This is a genomic window from Desulfosporosinus sp. OT (assembly GCF_000224515.1).
Lineage (GTDB): Bacteria > Bacillota > Desulfitobacteriia > Desulfitobacteriales > Desulfitobacteriaceae > Desulfosporosinus.
In genome coordinates, this window is record NZ_AGAF01000008.1 from 21,833 (window position 1) to 43,282 (window position 21,450).

A 21,450-nucleotide genomic window follows, 5' to 3' on the forward strand; every position below is an offset into this window, starting at 1 on the left:
TAGACATATGATGGTTCTGCTCCTAAAGGTTTAAAGTGATATGCATCTTATTTAGTGAATTACACTCCGTTTGAGAGATAAATTATCGATAAAACTTAGCGTTATTCCTCAGTAATTCTCAAATTCCTTAGCCTTTCAACATTATTTCGAGCACAAGTGCTTGTAATGATTTAGACTAATAGCCTAAAACCCTTCGTTCATCAGCCTTTTCTGCATTTTTTGCGAGCTACCGAATTTATTACGATTTCGACATAGGACATATCGTATAATGACAAAACCGGCGTGGCAATATACTACAAAAATTTGATCCGGAATACTGTTAAGGCGGGATGTTTGCTGAATGAGTAAAGAAGTTAAAATTATTATCGCGGATGATAACCGTAATTTTTGTCAATTATTACAGAATTATCTTCAAGGCCAGGTAGATCTTAACATAGTTGGTGTGGCCAACAACGGTTTAGAAGCCTGGGAGTCTATTCAAACCCAGCAACCAGATTTGATTATTCTAGACTTGGTGATGCCTCATTTAGACGGTTTAGGTGTATTAGAACGCATTAATTCCCAAACTACCATGACGCGACCTAAAATTATCATGCAAACGGCTTTTGGTCAGGAATTCCTAACGCATCAAGCGATGATGCTTGGTGTTGACTACTTTATTTTAAAACCATTTGACATGGATATTTTGTGTAACCGTATTCGCTCTTTGGTTCAGAATATCCCGTCAGATCAACCGTCTCAGTTTTCCGCTCCTGCTTCTCCAATCGTGACAACAGTAAGGAGCGATCATAATTTGGTCTCCGAGGTGACTGCGATCATGCATCAAATAGGGATTCCTGCTCATGTCAAAGGATACCAATATATTCGAGACGCCATTTCGATGGTCGTAGAAGATGTCTCATTGTTAGGCGCGGTAACCAAGGAACTCTATCCAGGTATTGCGAAGAAATATCAAACGGCACCCAGTAGGGTAGAACGGGGAATACGGCACGCGATAGAGTTAGCATGGGAGCGTGGACAAACAGATACCTTAAAAAGGATTTTTGGCTATTCAATGAATATTGAGCGCCAGAAGCCAACAAACTCTGAATTTATTGCCCTACTTGCTGATAAATTTAGGGTAATGAGTAATGTTAGCTAAGCTTTCCGAGCAATTTTATGCAATCATGTGAATTACCTATTGAAAGGATGGAGGCGGATAATTCACGCAATTTTAAAGGAGTGCTTTAGGATGCCAAATCTATTAAATACTGCTCTCAATTTTATGGGCTTTCTTGATATAGATGAAGAAGATAGTTTTGAAACAGAAACTACGTCTAGAAAAAACAATAAGAAAATCGTTTCCTTGCCCCCTAAAACGTTACAACCAACAATAGTACATATTACGCCTAATGCCTTTGATGATGTAATGGAGATCGCCAAAAGGCTGCGGGACAAAATGATTGTGACGATTAATCTGGAATTGGTGGACGTGAAACTTAGTAAGCGGATCATCGATTTTGTTAGTGGTACGGTTTATGCGTTAGATGGAGGGATTATGAAATTGGCCGATAACGTGTATTTGGTTGCTGGCCACGGAGTGACATTGCAAGAGGGAGATTCCTCAAATCTTCTGTGGAAAAGAACCTAAATAAATAGCAAGGCCCTGGTGTTACACCGGGGCTAATTCTAGCAATTTTTGGTTATTTAAGTTAACGCATTTCCCACTGGGTTATGGGAATAATGCCTCCTGAGCCTGAACTCTGGACACTTTTGGACTAAAAAATCAGCTCTCTTTTCAAAGAGCTGATGAGTGTGAGGGAGACGCTTAAAACGCTATATCGCTAAATCGACATGTTGAACAGTTCCCGCAGTACCGTCCTCTCTAAGGAAAATACCAGTTTTTTGCACTTGGGCATCCATCTGGTTGTTGGTATCTTTTAGGGCAAAACTTGTATTGACGTTTCCTAAATAAATTGCTCCTATTCCTTTTTCACCCAGTGCAAATAATTGGTCGTTGCCCTCAGCGTCTTTTGTCCAAATTCGTAGTTTTTCATAGATAGAATCGTTTTCATCAATCCAACCATTTTTGTCCGTGTCATAATTTGCAAGATCTGAGAAGCCGTTTCCACTATTAGGTCCAAAGAGTTCTTTTCCATCGTTAATGATGCCATCATTATTGAGGTCTAAGGATAGGAATCCACTGCCGGGACCAGCAAAGGAAATTTGATCTAATGTACCATTGGCGTCAATGTCAAATTGATATTTTTCCTGGGTAACGGATGCACTTGAGGCGCTGTAATTGACAACCAGGGGATCGACTTTTAATATATCGGTATTCATATTGATCTCATTCTTCGTAATGAATTCTCTGCTAAGGTTTAATTGAAGGTCTACATTAATATCTCGGCCATCTTCTGTTTTAATGGCTGCCTGTGCACTAAAAGAGGTACTTTCAGATTCGGTATGGGTGATACTTTTGTTAAAAACAAATCTCCATCCAACGCTTTGAGGCTGTTGTAATCGATGAATGTCGGCAATATTTATTAGGTGTTTAATGTTGAGATTGATGTTCGGATTATTGATTTCATTTTTTTCTGGAATAAAGAGCTTAATCTTTTTACCGGTTAGACGCTTAATGATGTTTTCAATGAGCTCAATCTTTCTTTTATCCGACTCGCTTAGCTGCGCAATCGAATCCTCTTGATAATTGAGTTTGCCGACACTGCCATTCTGAGACAAAGACATTTGAAGAGACTTCGCTTGGTCAGATATTTCAAACGTATCGATCTCCAACTTTGAAAAGCTAATTTGGTTAACATCCGTGTTTCCCTTATCAACTCTTAACTTAAATGATTCCAAACTTACAGTTGCTTCGGTAAAGCTATACTGACTGGTCATTGCTACATCGGCACTTGCAATTTTCATTAATCTCACCTCCATGTGTTATGAATGAAATTGGTCGTTATTCAAAATCCATCCATATTTAATATCGGCATAAATATTGAAGTAGATAATAGGCAAATTGAAAATTCAAATAAAAGATTGCCTTTTTATGTAGCCTCGAATTGCTAGTTAAGTACAATTTTGTACGTTCGCACACACTGAGAAGAAATAGACATTTAGAAAATCTTCTAAACGTCTATCTGTTTTTTGCCCAAGATGAACTACTATTTGCTTCACGGCAATTCGAATAAAAGGAATTAAAAAGGAAAATATCCTTTGCGTTCCAATGGATAAGAGGGCTTCCTGCGGGCTCTGGTGCAGATCAATGTGTGTCTTGTGGAATCTGTACAGGAAATTACCCACAGAGTTTAGAAATTCCAGAGCTATTAAAAAATGTGCATGAAGAATTCATGAACACTACTTACCCAACACAAAAATAATATGAACCATTTAATATATCTGGAGGAAAATGTGACTGCCGAGTCCGTACAGTTTGATGTTGCGCAGATAAAGTTTGATGACGCTACAAGCTTGGCCGTATTAAGTATAAGAAATCGCAGAGAGAGTACCTACAAATCTCTCCTACTGCCAACAGGCATAGGAGAGATTTCTAATTATTGGAGGGCGTTGTTGGTGGAGGTCCAGTTGTTAGCTTGTTAAATCCGGAAGGAATTCGCCGAAAAATGTGGAATTGTATTAGAGTTAGGTAAATATTGCAAAATTCGCAGAAATAGAATAATATAAAAGACATTATGAAAAGACATTTATGAAAGTGGTGATCAGATAAGTGGCAACGAGTAGAGTGAATAGCATCGAAGTTAGAAAAATTAATCGTAATGCTATTTATAGATTTTTATATAAGCATGACCCTATTTCTATTCAAGAAATAGCTCAGACTTTAAATATGAGTTTACCTACCGTTACTCAAAATCTTAAAGAATTACAAGAAAGAGATTTAATCATTGAATCAGGTTTATTTGAATCTACCGGAGGCAGAAAAGCAAAGGCGATTACCTATAATAGCCTTAAATACGCTATTGGATTAGACATAACGCGTAATCATGTCGGGATCGTATTGATTGATTTGAGCGGTAAACTGTTGAATAATGTACGAAAGCAGTATCCTTTTGTGAACTCTAAAACCTATTTTGCAGGTGTTGGTAATTTAGTTAAACTATTTATTGAGGAATGCAAAATAGAAAGTCGGAGAATATTGGGAGTTGGCATCGCTTTGCCTGCCATATTATCAGAAGATAAACAACTCGTTAATTATGCTACAGTGATTGATTTCCAAGGGGGAAACGTCAAGGCTTTCTCAGAGTTTATCCCCTATCCATGCATCTTGAGTAACGATGCTAATGCCGCAGGATTTGCAGAATTATGGGATGAAAATAATATCCAAAATGTCGTATATCTCTCGCTTAATAACAGTGTTGGTGGATCGATCATCATTGGTAAAAATATCTATTCTGGACAAAATCAACGTAGTGGTGAATTTGGACATATGACAATTGTCAGAGATGGTCGTACTTGTTACTGCGGACAAAAAGGTTGTGTTGACGCTTACTGCTCAGCTAAAATTCTATCCGATAGTACCAACGGAAATATAGCTGAGTTCTTTAGGCTCTTAAGACTAGAAAGTGGACCACAGAAAGCTCTTTGGGATGAATATCTTACTCATTTAATAGTCATAATTAATAATTTGAGAATGCTTTATGACTGCAATGTTATCCTAGGAGGATATGCTGGAGCGTACATGGACGAATACTTGGAGTATTTAAGAGAATTAGTGTCAAGAAGGAATTCGTTTGAAGTTGATGGCAGTTATCTGCATGTCTGTAAGTATAAGCTAGAGGCAACAGCTGTTGGCGCTGCTCTACAACATGTTGAAAGTTTCATTAATAATGTCTAATTTCAAACCTAGCAAAATTCTACAATGATGACATCATCCTTACTTAATGATTTTTCTATTAGCAAGGATGATTTTTCATGCCCAACTTACCAACATTTATAGCTCATCTTTCGATGCTAAAGAAGAGCTTGACATCTCGTCACTTGAAATTCCCGCGAAGTTGAGTATGTGAACAATGCTTCGCAATTCTTAATTTCAGGTGAATTCTGAATATATATTTTTTTTATTATATAACTTGTTGACTTAAGTTAAAAAAGCGTTATAATCTTATTAAAACCAATTTACAAAAGTGGTTACATAAATCACGGTGATCAATATAATTACTACAACAAATTGGTTAAATGTGACCAAATATGTGAAGTCTCTAAAGGTAAGGTTCTAAACTGATTCTAGAATCAGGCATGAGACATATTAAAATCAAAAAATCTCATGGGGGAAGAAAATGAACGATAAAATTAAGTTAAGAGTAGCGAAGATTGAGAAATCATTTCCAGGTGTTAAAGCTCTTGATAGAATTGACTTCACTGTAAAAAAAGGTTCCGTTCATGTGTTGTGTGGGGAAAATGGGGCAGGAAAATCTACATTAATGAAAATCATCAATGGAATTTATCAACCAGATAGTGGTCAGATTTTTATTGATGAAAAACCTGTAAAAATCAATAATCCTATCCAAGCAAGAACGTTAGGGATTTCAATGATCTTTCAAGAGATGAGTTACGTTCCAGAAATGACGGTTGAAGAGAATCTATTTCTCGGCAACCTCCCCGTCAATAGGTTTGGGAATGTTAATTGGAAGGAGGTAAGACAACGCACAACAGAGCTTTTAAGGGCTGAAAATTTACCGTATTCTCCTATCACACCACTCAAAGATTTGACGATATCCGATATTCAAATGCTGGAAATCATTAAAGCGATTTCTTACAACTCAGACATCATAATCATGGATGAGCCGACCTCAGCGATCACTCTGAAGGAAGTAGAAAAACTATTTGTTAAAATAAGAGAGCTGAAAGCTAGAGGGGTAAGTATTATTTATATATCCCACAAATTAGATGAAGTTTTCCAGATTGCTGATGAAATAACGGTGTTAAGAGATGGTGCGGTTGTTGAGAGTCATCCGAAGGAAGAGTTAGACATTGAAACGGTGATTGCTCTGATGGTCGGTCGGAAACTTACAACGACATATCCTAAGGAACACGTTCAGATCGGAGAAGATATGCTTCAGGTTGAAAACATGAATTGCGGTAACGTGTTTCATGACGTCAGTTTCCATGTTAGAAAAGGCGAAATTCTGGGATTCGCAGGGCTAATGGGTGCTGGACGAACCGAGGTTATGCGTTCTCTATATGGTCTGGACGATAAAACATCAGGTGTAGTGAAAATTAAAGGTAAGGAAGTTACCATTACAAACGTGCGACAGAGCATTGATAATGGTATGGTAATGCTTTCAGAGGATAGAAGAAGATACGGAATAATTCCGATGCGCTCCGTTAAGGAAAACACAACCTTATCCTACTTAAAAAGTGTTTTTTATGGTTTTAGGAACCATAAAAAAGTAGAGAAGAAAATTGTCTCTGACATTCTTACTAAAATGAGAATTAAAACACCAACAATTGAAACACCGATCGCCTCATTGAGCGGAGGTAATCAACAAAAGGTCGTTCTCGCCAAATGGATGATCAGAAATCCAGATATTCTAATATTGGATGAACCGACACGTGGTATTGATGTCGGTGCCAAATTTGAAATTTATAAGCTCATGACTGATCTGGCCAAAGATGGTAAAGTTGTGATCATCGTCTCCTCTGAACTACCTGAAGTAATTGGTATGTGTGACCGAATTTATGTCATGGCCAAAGGGACTATTACTGGGGAGATAAGTCGAGAAGATTTTTCCCAAGAACTTATTATGAAGTATGCCACTGGAACTTTAACATCTGACGGGGTGAACTAATATGAAAATAGGAACTAATTTTTGGAGTACCGCAAAAAAGAAATATAGCATTTATCTGATTCTAATAGCGCTATTTATTGTCTGTTCATTAGCAAATCCCAACTTTTTATCGGTTAATAACTTAACGAATATTTCTAGGCAGTTGGCAGTAACCACTATTCTAGCCCTCAGTGCAACGATGCTTATCATTAGTGGAATGTTGGATTTGTCGTCCGGGTCCGTCCTTGCACTCTCAGGAGTCTTTGCTGTATCGGCTTATAAAGCGACAGGGTCTTTGCTAATCGCAATCGCTGTTGGTATTCTGACTGGGATTATCTGTAATCTGCTCAATGCCATGATGATTAGTACGTTTAAAGCACCTCCTTTTATTGCTACGTTGGCAATGCTCACAGTAGCTCGTGGTGTGGCTCTCCTATTCACGAAAGGGCAGAATATCCTCCAGCTTGGAAAGTTTACAGATTTAGGACAGGGATCGATCGGTGTTATTCCAATACCAATTATTTTTCTAGTAGTTATCGCAATTGTCACTTGGTATTTGTTAAATCATACCCGTTTTGGGCGTTCCCTATATGCTGTTGGGGGTAACGAAGAAGCATCAATTGCCTCAGGGATCAACGTCCATAAGACTAAGTATACCGCATTTATTATCAATGGTATTTTTGTAGGAATTGCTGGTGTCCTATTTATGTCCCGTGTCAATGCTGGGCTGCCGAATGGTGCTGTCAATTATGAATTTACAGCTCTAACAGCAGCAATTATTGGTGGAACGAGTTTTTCCGGCGGGGTTGGTACAGTGGGCGGCACGCTTGCCGGTGCGTTCATTGTAGGATTTCTCGACAATATTATGAACTTGACCAATGTAGATTCCTATATGCAACAAATTGTCCGTGGCACAATTATTGCGCTTGCTGTCATCTACGATATTCACACAAGGAACCGAAGAGCAAACAGTATGTTAGGCAAACTAGAGGATAAAAAATAAAAACATCAGATAAGGCTTATAATGACAGAAATTTAAGTTGAGAGGTAGTCATTTACCAACCAACTACAGAATTACAAAGCCTTACTGTTTAAAATAAAAATTAACTAGAGAGAAGGATGGAGAAAAGAATGAAAAAAACTCTATTAAGCGTCTTTTCAATGTTACTAGTAATCGTTTTATTAGCTGGATGTTCATCAACAAAGCCTACAACACCTGCTCAGAGTAATACGGATAGCAGCCAGAAAACATATAAGGTTGCCTATATTGCACGTGCCCAATCAGATTCATTTGCAGCTTGGCTCGCTAATTCAGTCCAAGAGGAAGCGAAAAAATATCCAAATATTAAACTCGACGTTTTCGATGGTCAAGCTAACGATGATAAAGAAAATTCGATGATCGAAAACGCTATCACTAACAAATATGATCTCGTTATTGTGCAACCAAATAGTGGCGAATCCCAAAGACCTTACGTAGAAAAGGTTGTTAATGCCGGTATCTTTGCCATCACGACAAACGCACGTATTTCTGGTATCAAAGGTGCCTCTTCAGTTGATGCTCAGCCTTACGAGCAAGCAGCAGTTAATGCTCGTGCAGCTTTAACCCAAGTTCCACAGAATGCTAAGGTTGTTGTTTTACAAGGACCTTCAGGTAACTTCCATGCTGATGAACGACGTAAGAGCTGGCAAAAAGAGTTCTTTGATAAACGCCCTGATGTTAAAATTGTCGGTGAGCAAATTGCTAACTGGAACAAAGATGAAGCTATGAAGCTCATGGAAGACTGGGTTCAAGCCAACGATAAAATTGATGCTGTTATTTCCATGAATGACAACATGGCCGCTGGAGCCCTCGAAGTAGTAAAAGACAATCCGAAATATGCCCATATGCTTGCCTATGGTGTTGATGGAACTGCGGAAGCAATGCTTCTTATTAAAGACGGTAGAATGACCTCGACCTGTTTACAAAATGCCAATGAACTCGCAGAAAAATTACTCGATTCCAGTAACAAACTCTTAACTGGAGCAGAAAAAGAAATTAATACTGACATCGGTAACCCACTTGTTAACAAGGATAATGTGGATCAATACATCGAAATTCTCAAGAAATCGGGAACAATTAAATAATAAAGTATGGCTTTCTGGAGTCGCAGGGCATTCTCCCTCAGGGATGAATGTCCTGTTGACAAAAGGCGGCATTATTTCTATTAGCTTGTACCTTTTTTAACTTATTCAACCGAGGAGGGAATACCCCATGAAAAATAGAGCAGCATACATGACGGGTCTCAACAAATTAGAAATCAGGGAAATCGAAGTCCCTGTACCGAAAGAAAAACAAGTTCTTGTCAAACTTGAATATGTAGGAATCTGTGGCTCTGATGTACATTACTTGGAGCATGGAAAAATAGGCGATTTCATTGTCAATGGTGATTTTATCTTGGGTCATGAATGTGCAGGCACAATAGTAGCCGTTGGATCAAGTGTTGAAAAACTAAAGGTCGGAGATAGGGTTGCCTTAGAGCCGGGATGTACTTGTGGGCAATGCGAATTTTGCAAGACTGGCCGATACAATCTTTGTCCCGATGTCGAGTTTTTAGCAACACCACCTTATCACGGTTGTCTCATGAACTATATTGCGTTTCCCGAAACTATGGCCTTTAAGCTGCCCGATATGATTTCCACCAAAGAAGGCGCGCTGGTTGAACCTTTAGCAGTGGGCATGCATGCCGCAAAGCAAGGAAATGTGAAGTTAGGAGATTCCGTCGTGATCCTTGGCTCAGGTACTATCGGGCTGGTAACGCTGCTGGCCTGCAAAGCATTTGGTGCCACGGATATTACTGTAGTTGACGTTATTCCTAAAAGGCTTGAATATGCCAAGAAACTGGGCGCTACGACAGTTATAAATGCCGCAGAAGTAGATGTTCTTGCGGAAATTGACAAACTAACGAACCAAGAAGGCGTCGATATTGTCATTGAGACAGCAGGCGCTGCCAAAACGATTGCTCAAACTCCTTATCTTGTAAAAAATGGCGGGTGTATCGTTCTTGTCGGTATGGCACCCCAAGATATAATTGAATTTAACTTTGCCAAAATCATGGCTAAAGAAGCAGAAATTAAATCAGTATTCCGTTACAGAAATATTTACCCCCAAGCGATAAAAGCTATTTCTAAGGGCATTATTGATATATCAGGAATTATTACGCATGAATTTGCTTTCGATGACGTTGCTCAAGCCTTTGATTTTGTAATTAACCATAAAGAAGAGGTAGTTAAAGCAGTTATTAAAATTGATTAGCTTTGCTTAGTTTACTATCAATATGTGTATTAATAGCCAGGAGGGGTGCGCGATGCAATATTTACTTGGCGTTGATTTAGGAACTTCGGGTACAAAAACCGTATTATTTGATCTGGAAGGCAACGCAATTTGTGCAAAGACGATTGAATACCCATTATATCAGCCAGCTAATGGTTGGGCGGAGCAAGACCCTGCTGATTGGTGGAATGCCACATGTGATGGTATCAAATATGTGATCACTCAGAGTGGAATTGATGCCTCGGAAATTTCTGGGGTAGGTCTCTCAGGTCAGATGCACGGACTTGTCATGCTCGATCAAGACGGGGTGGTTTTAAGAAAGTCAATTATTTGGTGCGATCAGCGCACAGCCAATGAATGTGACCAAATGAATAGAGTAATCGGTGAAAAAAAGCTGATTGAAATTACCGCAAATCCGGCACTTACAGGTTTTACGGCGTCTAAAATCCTTTGGGTTCAAAACAATGAACCTGAAATCTATGAGAAGTGTGCCCATATTTTGTTGCCTAAGGATTATATTCGCTACATGCTTACGGGCGAATATGCTACAGAAATGTCAGATGCTTCAGGAATGCAGCTCATGAATATTGCTAAACGGGCATGGTCAGATCAGATATTATCTAAATTTAATATTGATAAGTCTATGTTAGGGAAACTATATGAATCACCGGACGTCACAGGTAAGATTCACAGGAAGGCAGCTGAACTGACGGGGCTTCGTGCGGGCACAATTGTTGTGGGCGGCGCAGCTGACAACTCTGCAGCTGCCGTGGGCACCGGGGTTGTCAGGGCCGGCAGTGCTTTTACTACGCTTGGCACTTCCGGTGTCATCTACGCAATTTCCGATGACGTATCCATTGACCTTAAAGGAAGGGTGCATACACTTTGCAGTGCAGTACCAGGAAAATGGACGGTCATGAGCTGCACTTTAGGTGCCGGCTTATCGTTAAAATGGTTAAGAGACACCTGTTGCTCTGAGGAAATGATTGAGGCGAAAAAGTTAGGTGTTGACCCTTATGTTGTCATGGATAGGCTTGCTGAACAAGTGATGCCTGGAGCAGGTGGACTTATTTATCTGCCTTACTTGATGGGTGAACGCTCTCCGCATCCAGACCCTTATTGTAGAGGGGTATTCTTCGGATTGTCAGCTTCGCATAGCAGGGCTAACATGATTCGTTCCGTGATGGAGGGGGTTGCCTTTTCCCAGCGCGAATGTGTTGACGTTTTTAAAGAGATGCGCGTAAACGTTGAAGATATGATCGCTTGCGGTGGCGGTGGAAGAAGCTCAGTCTGGAGACAAATGCTTGCAGATATGTACGGTTGTCCTGTAAGTACCATCAAAGCTGATGAAGGACCTGCCTTAGGTGTGGCAATCCTGGCGGGAGTTGGGGCCGGTATCTATGATTCTGTAGAAAACGCCTGTGACCATCTCGTTGTCAAGAAAAGCATTCAGAATCCAAATCTATTAACTCGTAAAGTGTATGAAGATTATTATGAACTATATAAAAAACTTTACCTTGATTTACAGGAGTCTTTTAAGACTTTGGCGAAGCTGCCTAACTAGCAATAGAGAAGTTTCCGGAAAGATGTATAAATTAAACATACTGAAGTTTATTATTTCCATATCCTCCATGCTTAAGATAAGCGGCTTTATAGTCTCTTATTTTAATTATGGAGGTTTTTTATACTACTAAAAATGCATAACTTTTTGCTTCCGTCTATGTGGAAGGTCCCTTCTCGCCATCACGGCGCTTTGCTATCTTTGGCAGCACTCCAACCTCAAACGTCCTGTTTGAGTCATGGCTACAGGGACACTCCGCCATCCATGGCCAACGCAGGTAACTGGGGCATCCGCCTTCACCAAGGCTAACAAGAAGTCTAACCTGTGTAAAGACAGTGTCTGCAAGAAGGGTTAATACGTGCGAAGACAGTGTCTTCGTGGGCGCAAGCCAAGTTTTCTTAATGTGCAGAAACTCTCTTAACGACTTGGTTTATGCGATAAAACCATTGTAATATCGTAAGATAGCGAAGCTGAATAAATACTCTGTAATTAACTAAAACTAAGGGTTGAATATTCTTATTGGCGTAAATACCTCAAGGTGAGAGGAGACCACTATGCAAAAGATTATCCCACACTTATGGTTTGACAAAGCAGCCGATGAGGCGGCAAAATTCTATATGTCCTTGTTTGAAGGATCAAAACTGAACAACAAAACCAGCTTACATAACACACCATCCGGTTCTGTGGATATGATCACAGTTGAGCTCGCAGGACAGGAATTCATGTTGCTTTCAGCAGGCCCATTTTTCAAATTTACACCAGCTGTATCATTTCTCATCGCCTGTAGTTCTGTTGAAGAGGTAGAAGGGATATGGGGGAAACTTATCGAAAATGGTGCAGCACTTATGCCTTTAGAAGTCTATCCGTTTAGCGAAAAATATGGCTGGGTGATTGACAAATACGGCCTTTCTTGGCAAGTAATGTACATGCGTGATTTCGAGATTAAGCAGAAAATAACCCCAACACTCATGTTTGTCGGGGATCAATGTGGCAATGCAGAAGAAGCAATCCGATTCTACACAACACTATTTGAACATTCGAGAATTGGTGAGATTCTTAGATACGGTGAGAATGCTGCCCCAAATAAATCCAACATGATACAACATGTCGATTTCATACTTGAAAACCAAGTATTTGCAGCTATGGACAGCGCCTATGAGCACGGCTTTACTTTTAATGAGGCTATTTCATTTATTGTAAAGTGCGATACCCAAAAAGAGATTGACGATTATTGGGATAAGCTATCTGCATTTCCCTCAGCTGAACAATGTGGTTGGTTAAAGGACAGATTTGGACTTTCATGGCAGATTGTACCCAGCATTATGGATGAGATGATGCAGGATAAGAATGCAGAAAAATTGGCACGAGTGACTGAAGCATTTCTGCAAATGAAAAAATTTGATATAGAATTATTAATTAAGGCATATGAGAAATGATGAGTTATAAGTTATAAGTTATAAGTTATAAGTTATAAGTTATAAGTTATAAGTAAAGGCTCTATGTATAAGAAAACTACGGATGTAAGGCCATATATAACCTGTGTTCTGAACTGTTATTGAGTGGTGCTTTCTCTAAACTTCGTATATAAAGCCCTCCCTCAGTAGATTTATTCTACCTTGGGAAGGCTCTTAATTGTTGTGTCCCGGATATAGGTCTCACTTCATTTCTAGGGGCTATTGTATGCGAAGAACGATTAATTTAATCCTCTAATATTCTCCCATCTGTAGATATTGTAACAACATTCCAAGGGATCATTTTCCCGCTGTTGGAAAGGGCTTTCTTTGCAGCTTGAAGAATTCCACCGCAACATGGTACCTCCATTTTTATAATTGTCACGCTTTTGATTTCGTGTTGTTGTAACATAGCCGTCAGTTTTTCCGAATAATCAATGTTATCCAGTTTCGGGCAAGCAATCAGTGTGATTTTATTCCGCATGAACTTCTGATGAATATGGGGGTAGGCAAAGGCCGTACAGTCAGCAGCTATCAGCAAATGAGCGTTATCCAGGTAAGGTGCCGTTACCGGCACTAATTTTAATTGGCAAGGCCACTGCCCCAGTTGAGATTGAACGTTTTCACCGGATAGAACCGGCACGACTTCTTGTTTCTTCTCAAGCAGTTTTGCATGAGTGCCTGGACAACTACAGGCAAGTGTAGGTTCGGGCTGTGTCTTGCTTTTGTTCATATGTTTCAGGACTGCCTCTTCGTCATAAGCGACAGTTTCTCTCTCCTCAAGGACTATGGCACGGGTCGGGCACTCGGGCAGACAGTCACCAAGACCATCACAATAACTTTCAGAAACAAGCCGCGCTTTTCCGTCGATCAATTGCAGGGCCCCTTCGTGACAAGCATTGACACAAAGGCCACATCCGTTACATTTTTCTTCATCTATTTTGATAATGTTGCGTTTCATGATAATAACCCCTTTCAGATATCTTTTATAACAGGTTCATTAATAAGTGCAGGATTAAATCCAATATTTGAGCCTATACTCAGTATATATCGAATCTGACCGTAGTGCTGTTATTAAAGTAGCACTTTTGATGTGATTTAAATCACACTACCACCGTCTGAGGTTTTAGTAAATAAAAGGTCTTATTGATGACTTAAAAGGGATAATTGCCTCTGCCGAAAACGCTTACAATTCTGGAGTACAAGGAGAAGGCATCTTCGCGTTAATTGAGAAAGCTTAATAATTAACCAATTGCTTGAGTCCTGTGCTTTAGTTATAATAATTTCAGGCACCCAGGGTAACGTACCTCAGACTTATAATGAAGGGGATTTAAAAATTGGTTGAGGATTTATTTGAACAAGCTTGTGAGCGTTTACATAATAATGATTATAAGGTTACACGTCAACGGGAAATAATTTTATACACCTTCATGGCCAACTCCGCTAGACATCTTAGTGCCGAGGATGTTTTCTTATTGCTCAAAGACCAACACTCGGATATCGGATTAGCCACGGTCTATCGTACCCTTGATATCCTATCCGAGTTAGGTGTTATTCACAGAAACGATTTTGGTGACGGTAAATACCGATATGAAATTACCAATGAAGATGCGCATCCCCACCATCATCATCTAATTTGCTTGGATTGTGGAAGTGTCGCGGAATTTGATGATTACTTATTGGAAAGTCTTGAAGCACAAATTTCGAAAAAAAATAACTTCAAAGTCAAATACCACAATCTCAAATTCTATGGATATTGCCAGAAATGCTCAGAAAAAACTTAAAAGGTAATGACTATAGGACTGAGTAGAAAATAGCCGAATAATTGCCAGACTACGACAATTATTCGGCTTTATATTGCCCAAAAACAGGGGACTAATAATTCTAAATATTTAAATGTCACGAGATTTGGGCTAGGCCATGAAAATTATCGTAAGAAAAATTTTAATACGTAATTAGTCGCTCAATCTTAAACGCTCCAGTTCCAATGAGAAAATTTTCTCCGTTAATTCTTGATTCTTAGTCCTGAAATTGTCGTTTTTATCTAATAGATCTTCGATCTTCTGTCCGTGCTCCTCTTTAAGCCTTTGAATGGTTTCTAAAATTTGGCGTTTAGACTCAAGGAGTGTTTTGTCTAATTCCAGCTTATGAACATCTCGCAGCTGCTGAATGTCCTTTTCGTAAGTGGTCTTCAGTTCTTTTACTTGCTTGTGAGCAACTTCTTCCGCCTCAGTCCGATGTTGCTCGAGGTTGGCAACAGTTTGCTGAGCTGACCTTAATTCTGAATGGAGTTGGGTAAGCTCTTGCTGGTAGGAGAAGGTTTTATTTTGAAGGTCTGTAATCTCAACCTTCAGTGGATCCAGTGCGGCAGCTTTTAATTCAAGTTCTTGTATCTTTTGACTTAATAAATCCAAGGTCATTCGGTTGCCTCGATTGGTTTCCTCCAATTCTTGATTGCGTTCAGTGGTTTCTTTAAATCGGGCTTCAGCAGCTAAAAGAGCAATTGATAGTTTTTCAAGTTCTTTTGCCAAATGGGTGTTTTTCTTCTGGAGATCTTCCTGAGTTTCTTTATGTTGTGCCTTTTGAACTTCTAGGCGTTTCGAGTAATCTTTTTTTAGGTCCTGTACCTTTTGCAAAGACCCTAGAAAGATGTTTTCTGCTCGGTTAAGATGATACCGGATTTGTTGCATATCATCACTGCGATCAATCTCGCTTCCAGCTTCAAGCTCAGTGTAATACCGGGTCACCATTGCAGCGAATAAATCTTTATGATTCAGTCCGGTCTTCTTGGTTAACTCTTGAATCCTCTCGGTAACATCTGAGGTTGTTTTGACGGAATAAGAATCAGGTCTTACGATATTCATTTCTTCGCTCATTTGTAGATACTCCTCGACTTTCATATAGTATACCTCGACATGCCACTAATACAAATTCGCATGGGTATACCTGAATACATATAGTATACCATTGGAGTAATCTGGTATAAAGATAAATTTATAAACAATGCTTTCAGATCAAAAGCGATGAATTACTATTGATTTTCAGCATATTTCCCGAATGTTACACAAGGAGAGTGTGTAACATTCGGGAAATATGCTGAAACCCATGCGTACCAATGGGTTTCAGCTCTTTTCTTTGCTTGGAAATTTCAGAGCTAAGGCTTCAATGTGTCACAATTAAGTGTTATACTGGTTTATGGCACATTAGGCTAAAACTCGTTTTTAAGACCGATTGAACTTGGGTTTGCATGCGTTGAATTAAAGCAAAAGAGGGAGGAGCGCTTTGGATGGAATTTGTCGAACCCATACGTGATCGAAAAAAAATCGAAGCAATGAAAAAGGTCCTCCGAGGAAGCAACCTGAGAGATCATGTGCTTTTTACCTTAGGTATCAATTCTGGACTTAGAGTTAGTGATCTCTTAAAGCTCAAGGTATCTGACGTCACGGATGAAAAGGGGAGAGTTAAAGATCGGATTACAATCCGAGAGAAGAAAACAGGAAAGACTAAGACATTTCCATTTAGCGATACAGTAATCAAAGCGTTAAAAGAATATCTCTTGGGTACTCTTCCTGAAATGGCCTTATTTCCTTCGCGCAAAGGCGGTGGGCCGATAACGCGGCAACAAGCATATCGTATCATCAATGACGCGGCAAAAATGGTCGGAATTAAGGACAACATTGGTACTCATACGTTACGGAAAACTTTTGGTTACCATGCTTACATAGCTGGAGTGGATGTAACCCGAATTCAGTCGCTGTTAAATCACTCTTCTCAGAAAGAAACCTTACGATACATAGGAATAACCCAAGACGAGCTGGATGATGTGTATTTGAATCTTAATCTCTGATTAGTGGCAATCTAAGGATATCTAAATATTTTCTAGTTTCTCAATAATTAATTTTGCACCAGGAGAAGAACCTAATCAGGTTACTATTAAGGGTGCTCCTAAAGTTAATCCGAAAGAAGATTGATGCCGGTCACCCCAAAGACAAGAATAAATTAGAACAATGAGGAAGAGGTACGATTTAATGAACTACGATTTTGACCAGTTAATCGACAGGCAACAAACAGGGTGCATAAAATGGGATTTTAATCAACGAACGTTTGGCCGCGCCGACATACTGCCACTCTGGGTTGCAGATATGGATTTTAAAGCTCCGGAAGCCGTAGTTGAGGCCTTAGTGAAGCGTGCGCAGCATGGGATATATGGTTATTCAAGCGGAACGGAGAGTTATTACCAAGCAATTATCGACTGGATGCAGAAGCGTCATAGTTGGACGATCCAACGAGAGTGGATTGCATTCAGTCCAGGAATTGTGCCTGCTCTAAATGAATTGATCCGGAGTTTAACGAAACCAGGCGAGAAGATTCTCATTCAGTCCCCAGTTTATCCGCCCTTCTTTCATGCCATACAGAATCATGGGCGTGAGGTTGTTAACAGCCAACTTACCTTGGCAAACGGTCGCTATACGATGGATTTTGCGGATTTGGAGGAGAAATTTGCGAGTGGTGTTAAGATGATGATTCTTTGCAACCCTCATAATCCTGTCGGAAGAGTTTGGGAACGAGGGGAACTCGAACGCTTAGGACAGCTCTGCCGGGCCCATGATATCATAGTTATCTCAGACGAAATTCACGGTGATCTTATCTATGAGGGATATCAACATCTTCCTTTTGCTTCTCTTTCTCCAGAGTTAGCTGCTCAATCGATAGTTTGTACAGCCCCGAGCAAGACCTTTAATTTAGCTGGTTTGCAAAACTCTAATTTAATCATTCCTAATGCTAAGTATCGTCAAGCATTCCAAGCATCACTTAGCTTGACAGGTGTTCATAACCCGAATGTTTTTGGGATAACGGCGCTGGAAGCGGCTTATCAGTATGGGTCGGATTGGCTCGACCAGTTAATGAAGTACTTAAAGGGAAATGTGGAATTTCTAATGTCGTTCCTCGATCAAGAGCTACCGCAGATTCGGGCGATTCAACCTGAAGGCACCTATTTGATCTGGCTCGATTTTAGAGCATTAGGGATGGAACCGAAAGAGTTACATAAATTCTTGGTGCATAAGGCGGGCGTAGGTCTAAATGCCGGTTATTCATTTGGACTCGGTGGAGAAGGCTTCGAACGGCTCAATTTAGGCTGCCCTCGTTCGGTGCTGGAAGATGGGTTACAGCGCATTAAAAAAGCAGTTATGGGTTTGGATGCTTCTCTCATCCATTCTTATGATTAGTATTAATTGGTATTATCGAGGAAAATAAGCGAGAAATTAACTATTATCTTTTGCGTAGAGAATCCATCATCACGCTATGATCAAAGACTTTTGCCGAGAGTTCTTGCTTTGAAATAGAAGTGTTCATCTTAGGTATATTAAATTCTTCGCCCATAGGCTGAAGGCGTTTGTTTTCTTGAGGGTCTTTATCGAGATACCCTGAGTTTTTCAGAACAGTGTACGCTGCTCTAAGTTTTTGAGGTAGAAAATAAAGACCGTTAATCCTTACAGGCTTTCCTTCACCCCTCAGGTTTTTAAATTCACCGCGGGCTATAGCTTCCTGAATTCTGCGTTCGGCAAGCGTATCAAAGTTATCTCTCATGTTGCTATCCCCTCACAATTACATATGATTTTATGATTTGCATAATATTATATGTTGAGGAGGATTAACGGTTGACAGACTTAACTAAAACTTGGCAGCGCCTGTCTTTATGGAATGAAAAGTTGTGAACATCTTATATGAATGAGTACGCCAAAGGTTATGGTGTTTTCGGTAATATTTGTTTTAGGCTGATAAAACATGTTCTAATTTATTGTGGAAAGTCCCTACCTCTTCCCTCCGAGCTGTCGGAAATGATCTACAGTTCTTGGGATCAGGGGAGAAGACCGGATTTATACGATAGGTTAGAGAAGATTAAGTAGTTTAGTGCGTCGATATGTTTCAGTGGACAGGGCATGAGGAGTCTTTCGCACTGAGCCATAATACGCGGTGGGGTATTGTCCACCGGTTTCAAAACGGGAAAGTTGTAGTTAATGCCAAGCGATTTTTAGGCTCGATAAAGATGAAAATGGCGAGCTCATCATCGTACCGGAGCAGACCTAAATTGTTAAACGTATTTATAGAGAATTTTTAGAGGGGAAAAGTACCAGACAAATCGCTAAGGGTTTAACGGGGGACGGTCTAAAAAATGGTGCCGGTAAAACCAAGTGGTATGAAAGTAACATTATTACCATTTTAAAGAACGAGAAATATATGGGTGATGCAAGGCTGCAAAAGACTTATACGGCGGATTTTCTGACTAAAAAGCGGGTAAAAAACACTGGAATCGTTCAAAGTTATTATGTTGCCAATAGCCATGAACCCATTGTTTCTAGCGAGGACTTTGCAGCGATTCAAGCCGAGTTTAAAAGACGAACTTCAATTCGTGGTTATTCAACAACGGGAAAAAATCAGTATGGGAATAAAACAGGTAGAGCAGGGAATTACCGTTGAAGAGTTAAATGAAAGGCTAGAAGAATTAGGCCAAGAGATTATGGGTCTTGTGCGATTAAATGCACGTGCTGGCACAGGAACTTCAGCGTATGAGACTGAGTATTTAAGGGTCTCAGAAGAAATGGAGCAAATACGCGAGAGAAAAGGAGCACTAGAGCAAGCTGAGTTGTCAGAGATTATGAGGCAAAAAAGAATTCAGGAAATGAAGAAATTCCTGAATTCTAAAGAAACACCACTTGCTAAATTTAATGCCGCTTTATTTAGGAAGCTGGTTGAGAAGATAGTGATTCAATCCTTTGTAGAAGCAACTTTTGTTTTTAGATGTGGCATTGAATTGCGTGAGGTATTGTCATAGGTAAGAATGTTAATTGATAAGGTCTCCTAAGTAGTATTTTAATAATCAGTACCCACAGGGTGGCAAGTGCCTACTCTATGGGTTTTTTGCGTTAAAAGAAGCAACTTTATATTTGTATAATAATGGGAAGGAAAGAGGGTCCAAATAGACTGGAGGTGAAACAGATGGCAAAATATACGGACAAAGGTATTAGAGAATTCCCAATAGATTTTAATTGAAAAAAACCTTTGGTTTTTCCAGTATTCTAGTACTTGATTTTCGAAAATTAATATCCATACTTAAATTATAAGAGTTTTATCCCACAACTATCATCGACGGCTAACGTAATTTGATGCATATTTTGGAGGAGATGTTTGTGCAGATTACCAGACAGCGCAACCCGTTTATTTTATAACCAAAGAGAGCAGGACTTACGCGATTTTTTCAATGAGACGCTCGGTCCGGTTCTCAACTACGACCAACATCATGATGGCAACCTGCTCTTAACTCTTTGGCATTATTTTATTTCAGGGGGAGATATCTCGACCGCGATAAAAAAGATGTATATTCATGCTAATACCCTTCGATATCGTTTGCGCAAAGTGGAAGAACTTATCGGCTACAGCCTTGATGCTCAGGAAGTAAAGTTTAATGTTTATGCTGCGTTAAAAGTAGGGATTATACTGGGAATTATTAAGGAAAAAGAAAATTGAGACTGCTCAGACTCAAGTCATTTAGCATTTTCCCACGATTGCATAAGTTGTATTGCGAGTTGTCCACATGACGCAAAACATAAAATCAATTCCGGGAGTCATCGCAGGGATACATACTTTTGAAGCTCGAATGAACTTTAATCCTTATATCTATATGCTTGTAACAATGGGAGGAATGTGCACGTAGAGAGTGTGGCGGCCAGTTCAAGTGCTCAAATTCGCAGCGATTTGGTTACTATATTGTTGCCTTACTGATAGGAAGGAAATATTTCACCGAGTATTAACATTATATTACCACTAACCACCATATTTGCACCCCCCCTTTTTAAAAGCGGAGGTGCATAGTTAATTTGTATCAATTATTGAGTTATTAACAGTAGAGACGAGAGGACTCGAACCCTTCGTCTAATTTTTTTGTGTTTTCTGTCGAGTCCTACAGAGCTATCCAGGCAGATAGAGCATTATACTTCCTACATCGAAAGTCATCCAGATTGGGTTCTTACCGGGATTTATACTGATGATGGTATTTCCGGTATGAACACAAAGAAGCGTGATGAGTTCCACCGAATGATTAACGACTGCAATAACGGTAAGATAGATAGGATTCTAATGGAGAATATTTAGAAGGAAAAGTGTTGATTGAAAGGTTGAGTAATCCTGAGGTGCTGGGTAGTATAGATGCCCTATTGGAAAGTAAGCCAGAATTGCTGGAGGAGTGGGAAACGATGGCACTTTCCGATATTCTCGGCAGAAGCCTTTTCATGGATGGACAATTTATTCCAATTGAGAGTGACAGTTTTAAGGATGCACTTACGATAAGTAGATAAAGGG

Annotated in this window: 22 protein-coding genes and 1 pseudogene; 19 read left to right on the plus strand and 4 right to left on the minus strand. The window is 39.7% G+C overall.

Annotated elements, in window-relative coordinates; genetic code table 11:
* The first annotated feature begins 340 nt into the window (after positions 1–340).
* Positions 341–1,141: a sporulation transcription factor Spo0A gene (spo0A, locus tag DOT_RS00520; RefSeq protein WP_009612812.1), complete on the plus strand. Its 801-nt coding sequence runs from the start codon at positions 341–343 to the stop codon at positions 1,139–1,141.
* Between the two features lie 90 nt (positions 1,142–1,231).
* Positions 1,232–1,630, plus strand: coding sequence for a cell division protein SepF (locus tag DOT_RS27595; protein WP_009612813.1), 399 nt, complete (start codon positions 1,232–1,234; stop codon positions 1,628–1,630).
* 185 nt (positions 1,631–1,815) lie between these two features.
* Here DOT_RS27595 and DOT_RS00530 read toward each other — a convergent pair whose 3' ends face one another.
* Positions 1,816–2,907, minus strand: coding sequence for a hypothetical protein (locus DOT_RS00530; protein WP_009612814.1), 1,092 nt, complete (start codon positions 2,905–2,907; stop codon positions 1,816–1,818).
* Positions 2,908–3,224: 317 nt separating this feature from the next.
* Between DOT_RS00530 and DOT_RS31530 the strand changes: the two are divergent.
* The 9 genes and pseudogenes from DOT_RS31530 to DOT_RS00570 all read left to right on the plus strand — a co-directional run.
* A pseudogene (locus DOT_RS31530) lies at positions 3,225–3,365 on the plus strand (aldo/keto reductase); the annotation flags it as partial.
* A 1-nt stretch (position 3,366) separates the two neighbouring features.
* Positions 3,367–3,585 carry a hypothetical protein gene (locus DOT_RS00535; RefSeq protein WP_157998384.1) on the plus strand — a complete coding sequence of 73 codons (219 nt, stop codon included), beginning with the start codon at positions 3,367–3,369 and terminating at the stop codon, positions 3,583–3,585.
* A 127-nt stretch (positions 3,586–3,712) separates the two neighbouring features.
* Positions 3,713–4,837 (plus strand): ROK family transcriptional regulator, encoded by a 1,125-nt coding sequence (locus DOT_RS00540; protein ID WP_040410845.1) that lies wholly within the window; start codon positions 3,713–3,715, stop codon positions 4,835–4,837.
* A 442-nt stretch (positions 4,838–5,279) separates the two neighbouring features.
* Positions 5,280–6,791, plus strand: coding sequence for a sugar ABC transporter ATP-binding protein (locus DOT_RS00545; protein ID WP_009612817.1), 1,512 nt, complete (start codon positions 5,280–5,282; stop codon positions 6,789–6,791).
* Position 6,792: 1 nt separating this feature from the next.
* Positions 6,793–7,773, plus strand: a complete 981-nt coding sequence (locus DOT_RS00550) for an ABC transporter permease (RefSeq protein WP_009612818.1) — start codon at positions 6,793–6,795, stop codon at positions 7,771–7,773.
* Between the two features lie 128 nt (positions 7,774–7,901).
* Complete coding sequence (locus tag DOT_RS00555; RefSeq protein WP_009612819.1) at positions 7,902–8,894, plus strand: sugar ABC transporter substrate-binding protein; 993 nt, start codon at positions 7,902–7,904, stop codon at positions 8,892–8,894.
* Positions 8,895–9,021: 127 nt separating this feature from the next.
* Positions 9,022–10,062 (plus strand): NAD(P)-dependent alcohol dehydrogenase, encoded by a 1,041-nt coding sequence (locus DOT_RS00560; RefSeq protein WP_009612820.1) that lies wholly within the window; start codon positions 9,022–9,024, stop codon positions 10,060–10,062.
* Between the two features lie 52 nt (positions 10,063–10,114).
* Complete coding sequence (xylB, locus tag DOT_RS00565; RefSeq protein ID WP_009612821.1) at positions 10,115–11,644, plus strand: xylulokinase; 1,530 nt, start codon at positions 10,115–10,117, stop codon at positions 11,642–11,644.
* A gap of 551 nt (positions 11,645–12,195) precedes the next feature.
* Positions 12,196–13,077: a VOC family protein gene (locus DOT_RS00570; protein ID WP_009612823.1), complete on the plus strand. Its 882-nt coding sequence runs from the start codon at positions 12,196–12,198 to the stop codon at positions 13,075–13,077.
* A gap of 262 nt (positions 13,078–13,339) precedes the next feature.
* On the opposite strand, the gene DOT_RS00575 is transcribed toward DOT_RS00570, so the two are convergent.
* Complete coding sequence (locus DOT_RS00575) at positions 13,340–14,053, minus strand: 4Fe-4S binding protein (protein WP_009612824.1); 714 nt, start codon at positions 14,051–14,053, stop codon at positions 13,340–13,342.
* A 376-nt stretch (positions 14,054–14,429) separates the two neighbouring features.
* On the opposite strand from DOT_RS00575, the gene DOT_RS00580 reads away from it, so the two are divergent.
* Positions 14,430–14,876 carry a Fur family transcriptional regulator gene (locus DOT_RS00580; RefSeq protein WP_009612825.1) on the plus strand — a complete coding sequence of 149 codons (447 nt, stop codon included), beginning with the start codon at positions 14,430–14,432 and terminating at the stop codon, positions 14,874–14,876.
* A gap of 171 nt (positions 14,877–15,047) precedes the next feature.
* Here DOT_RS00580 and DOT_RS00585 read toward each other — a convergent pair whose 3' ends face one another.
* Positions 15,048–15,968, minus strand: a complete 921-nt coding sequence (locus tag DOT_RS00585) for a hypothetical protein (protein ID WP_009612826.1) — start codon at positions 15,966–15,968, stop codon at positions 15,048–15,050.
* Positions 15,969–16,378: 410 nt separating this feature from the next.
* Here DOT_RS00585 and DOT_RS00590 point away from each other — a divergent pair, with 410 nt between their 5' ends.
* Positions 16,379–16,939: a site-specific integrase gene (locus DOT_RS00590; RefSeq protein ID WP_009612827.1), complete on the plus strand. Its 561-nt coding sequence runs from the start codon at positions 16,379–16,381 to the stop codon at positions 16,937–16,939.
* 181 nt (positions 16,940–17,120) lie between these two features.
* Positions 17,121–18,320, plus strand: coding sequence for a pyridoxal phosphate-dependent aminotransferase (locus tag DOT_RS00595; protein WP_009612828.1), 1,200 nt, complete (start codon positions 17,121–17,123; stop codon positions 18,318–18,320).
* A gap of 43 nt (positions 18,321–18,363) precedes the next feature.
* Here DOT_RS00595 and DOT_RS27600 read toward each other — a convergent pair whose 3' ends face one another.
* Positions 18,364–18,681, minus strand: a complete 318-nt coding sequence (locus DOT_RS27600) for a DnaJ family domain-containing protein (protein ID WP_009612829.1) — start codon at positions 18,679–18,681, stop codon at positions 18,364–18,366.
* Positions 18,682–19,233: 552 nt separating this feature from the next.
* On the opposite strand from DOT_RS27600, the gene DOT_RS31535 reads away from it, so the two are divergent.
* From DOT_RS31535 to DOT_RS00620, 5 genes are all read left to right on the plus strand, one after another.
* Entirely contained in the window at positions 19,234–19,572 is a 339-nt protein-coding gene (locus DOT_RS31535; protein ID WP_242833731.1) for a recombinase family protein, read from the plus strand.
* A complete protein-coding gene (locus DOT_RS00610) occupies positions 19,535–19,927 on the plus strand; it encodes a hypothetical protein (protein ID WP_040410847.1) in 393 nt (130 codons plus the stop codon). Before DOT_RS31535 ends, DOT_RS00610 begins: the two co-directional genes overlap by 38 nt.
* 353 nt (positions 19,928–20,280) lie before the next feature.
* Positions 20,281–20,619 (plus strand): helix-turn-helix domain-containing protein, encoded by a 339-nt coding sequence (locus DOT_RS00615; protein ID WP_040410849.1) that lies wholly within the window; start codon positions 20,281–20,283, stop codon positions 20,617–20,619.
* 414 nt (positions 20,620–21,033) lie between these two features.
* On the plus strand, positions 21,034–21,243 hold the full coding sequence (locus tag DOT_RS28125) for a recombinase family protein (RefSeq protein ID WP_242833730.1): 210 nt from the start codon (positions 21,034–21,036) through the stop codon (positions 21,241–21,243).
* An 11-nt stretch (positions 21,244–21,254) separates the two neighbouring features.
* Positions 21,255–21,446, plus strand: a complete 192-nt coding sequence (locus tag DOT_RS00620; RefSeq protein WP_009612833.1) for a hypothetical protein — start codon at positions 21,255–21,257, stop codon at positions 21,444–21,446.
* Positions 21,447–21,450 lie beyond the last annotated feature (4 nt).

Coding starts and splice junctions, on each gene's coding strand:
- spo0A (WP_009612812.1), top strand. CDS start 341: ATGAGTAAAGAAGTTAAAATTATTATCGCGGATGATAACCGTAATTTT.
- DOT_RS27595 (WP_009612813.1), top strand. CDS start 1,232: ATGCCAAATCTATTAAATACTGCTCTCAATTTTATGGGCTTTCTTGAT.
- DOT_RS00530 (WP_009612814.1), bottom strand. CDS start 2,907: ATGAAAATTGCAAGTGCCGATGTAGCAATGACCAGTCAGTATAGCTTT.
- DOT_RS00535 (WP_157998384.1), top strand. CDS start 3,367: ATGAACCATTTAATATATCTGGAGGAAAATGTGACTGCCGAGTCCGTA.
- DOT_RS00545 (WP_009612817.1), top strand. CDS start 5,280: ATGAACGATAAAATTAAGTTAAGAGTAGCGAAGATTGAGAAATCATTT.
- DOT_RS00550 (WP_009612818.1), top strand. CDS start 6,793: ATGAAAATAGGAACTAATTTTTGGAGTACCGCAAAAAAGAAATATAGC.
- DOT_RS00555 (WP_009612819.1), top strand. CDS start 7,902: ATGAAAAAAACTCTATTAAGCGTCTTTTCAATGTTACTAGTAATCGTT.
- DOT_RS00560 (WP_009612820.1), top strand. CDS start 9,022: ATGAAAAATAGAGCAGCATACATGACGGGTCTCAACAAATTAGAAATC.
- xylB (WP_009612821.1), top strand. CDS start 10,115: ATGCAATATTTACTTGGCGTTGATTTAGGAACTTCGGGTACAAAAACC.
- DOT_RS00570 (WP_009612823.1), top strand. CDS start 12,196: ATGCAAAAGATTATCCCACACTTATGGTTTGACAAAGCAGCCGATGAG.
- DOT_RS00575 (WP_009612824.1), bottom strand. CDS start 14,053: ATGAAACGCAACATTATCAAAATAGATGAAGAAAAATGTAACGGATGT.
- DOT_RS00585 (WP_009612826.1), bottom strand. CDS start 15,968: ATGAGCGAAGAAATGAATATCGTAAGACCTGATTCTTATTCCGTCAAA.
- DOT_RS00590 (WP_009612827.1), top strand. CDS start 16,379: ATGGAATTTGTCGAACCCATACGTGATCGAAAAAAAATCGAAGCAATG.
- DOT_RS00595 (WP_009612828.1), top strand. CDS start 17,121: ATGAACTACGATTTTGACCAGTTAATCGACAGGCAACAAACAGGGTGC.
- DOT_RS27600 (WP_009612829.1), bottom strand. CDS start 18,681: ATGAGAGATAACTTTGATACGCTTGCCGAACGCAGAATTCAGGAAGCT.
- DOT_RS00610 (WP_040410847.1), top strand. CDS start 19,535: ATGGGAATAAAACAGGTAGAGCAGGGAATTACCGTTGAAGAGTTAAAT.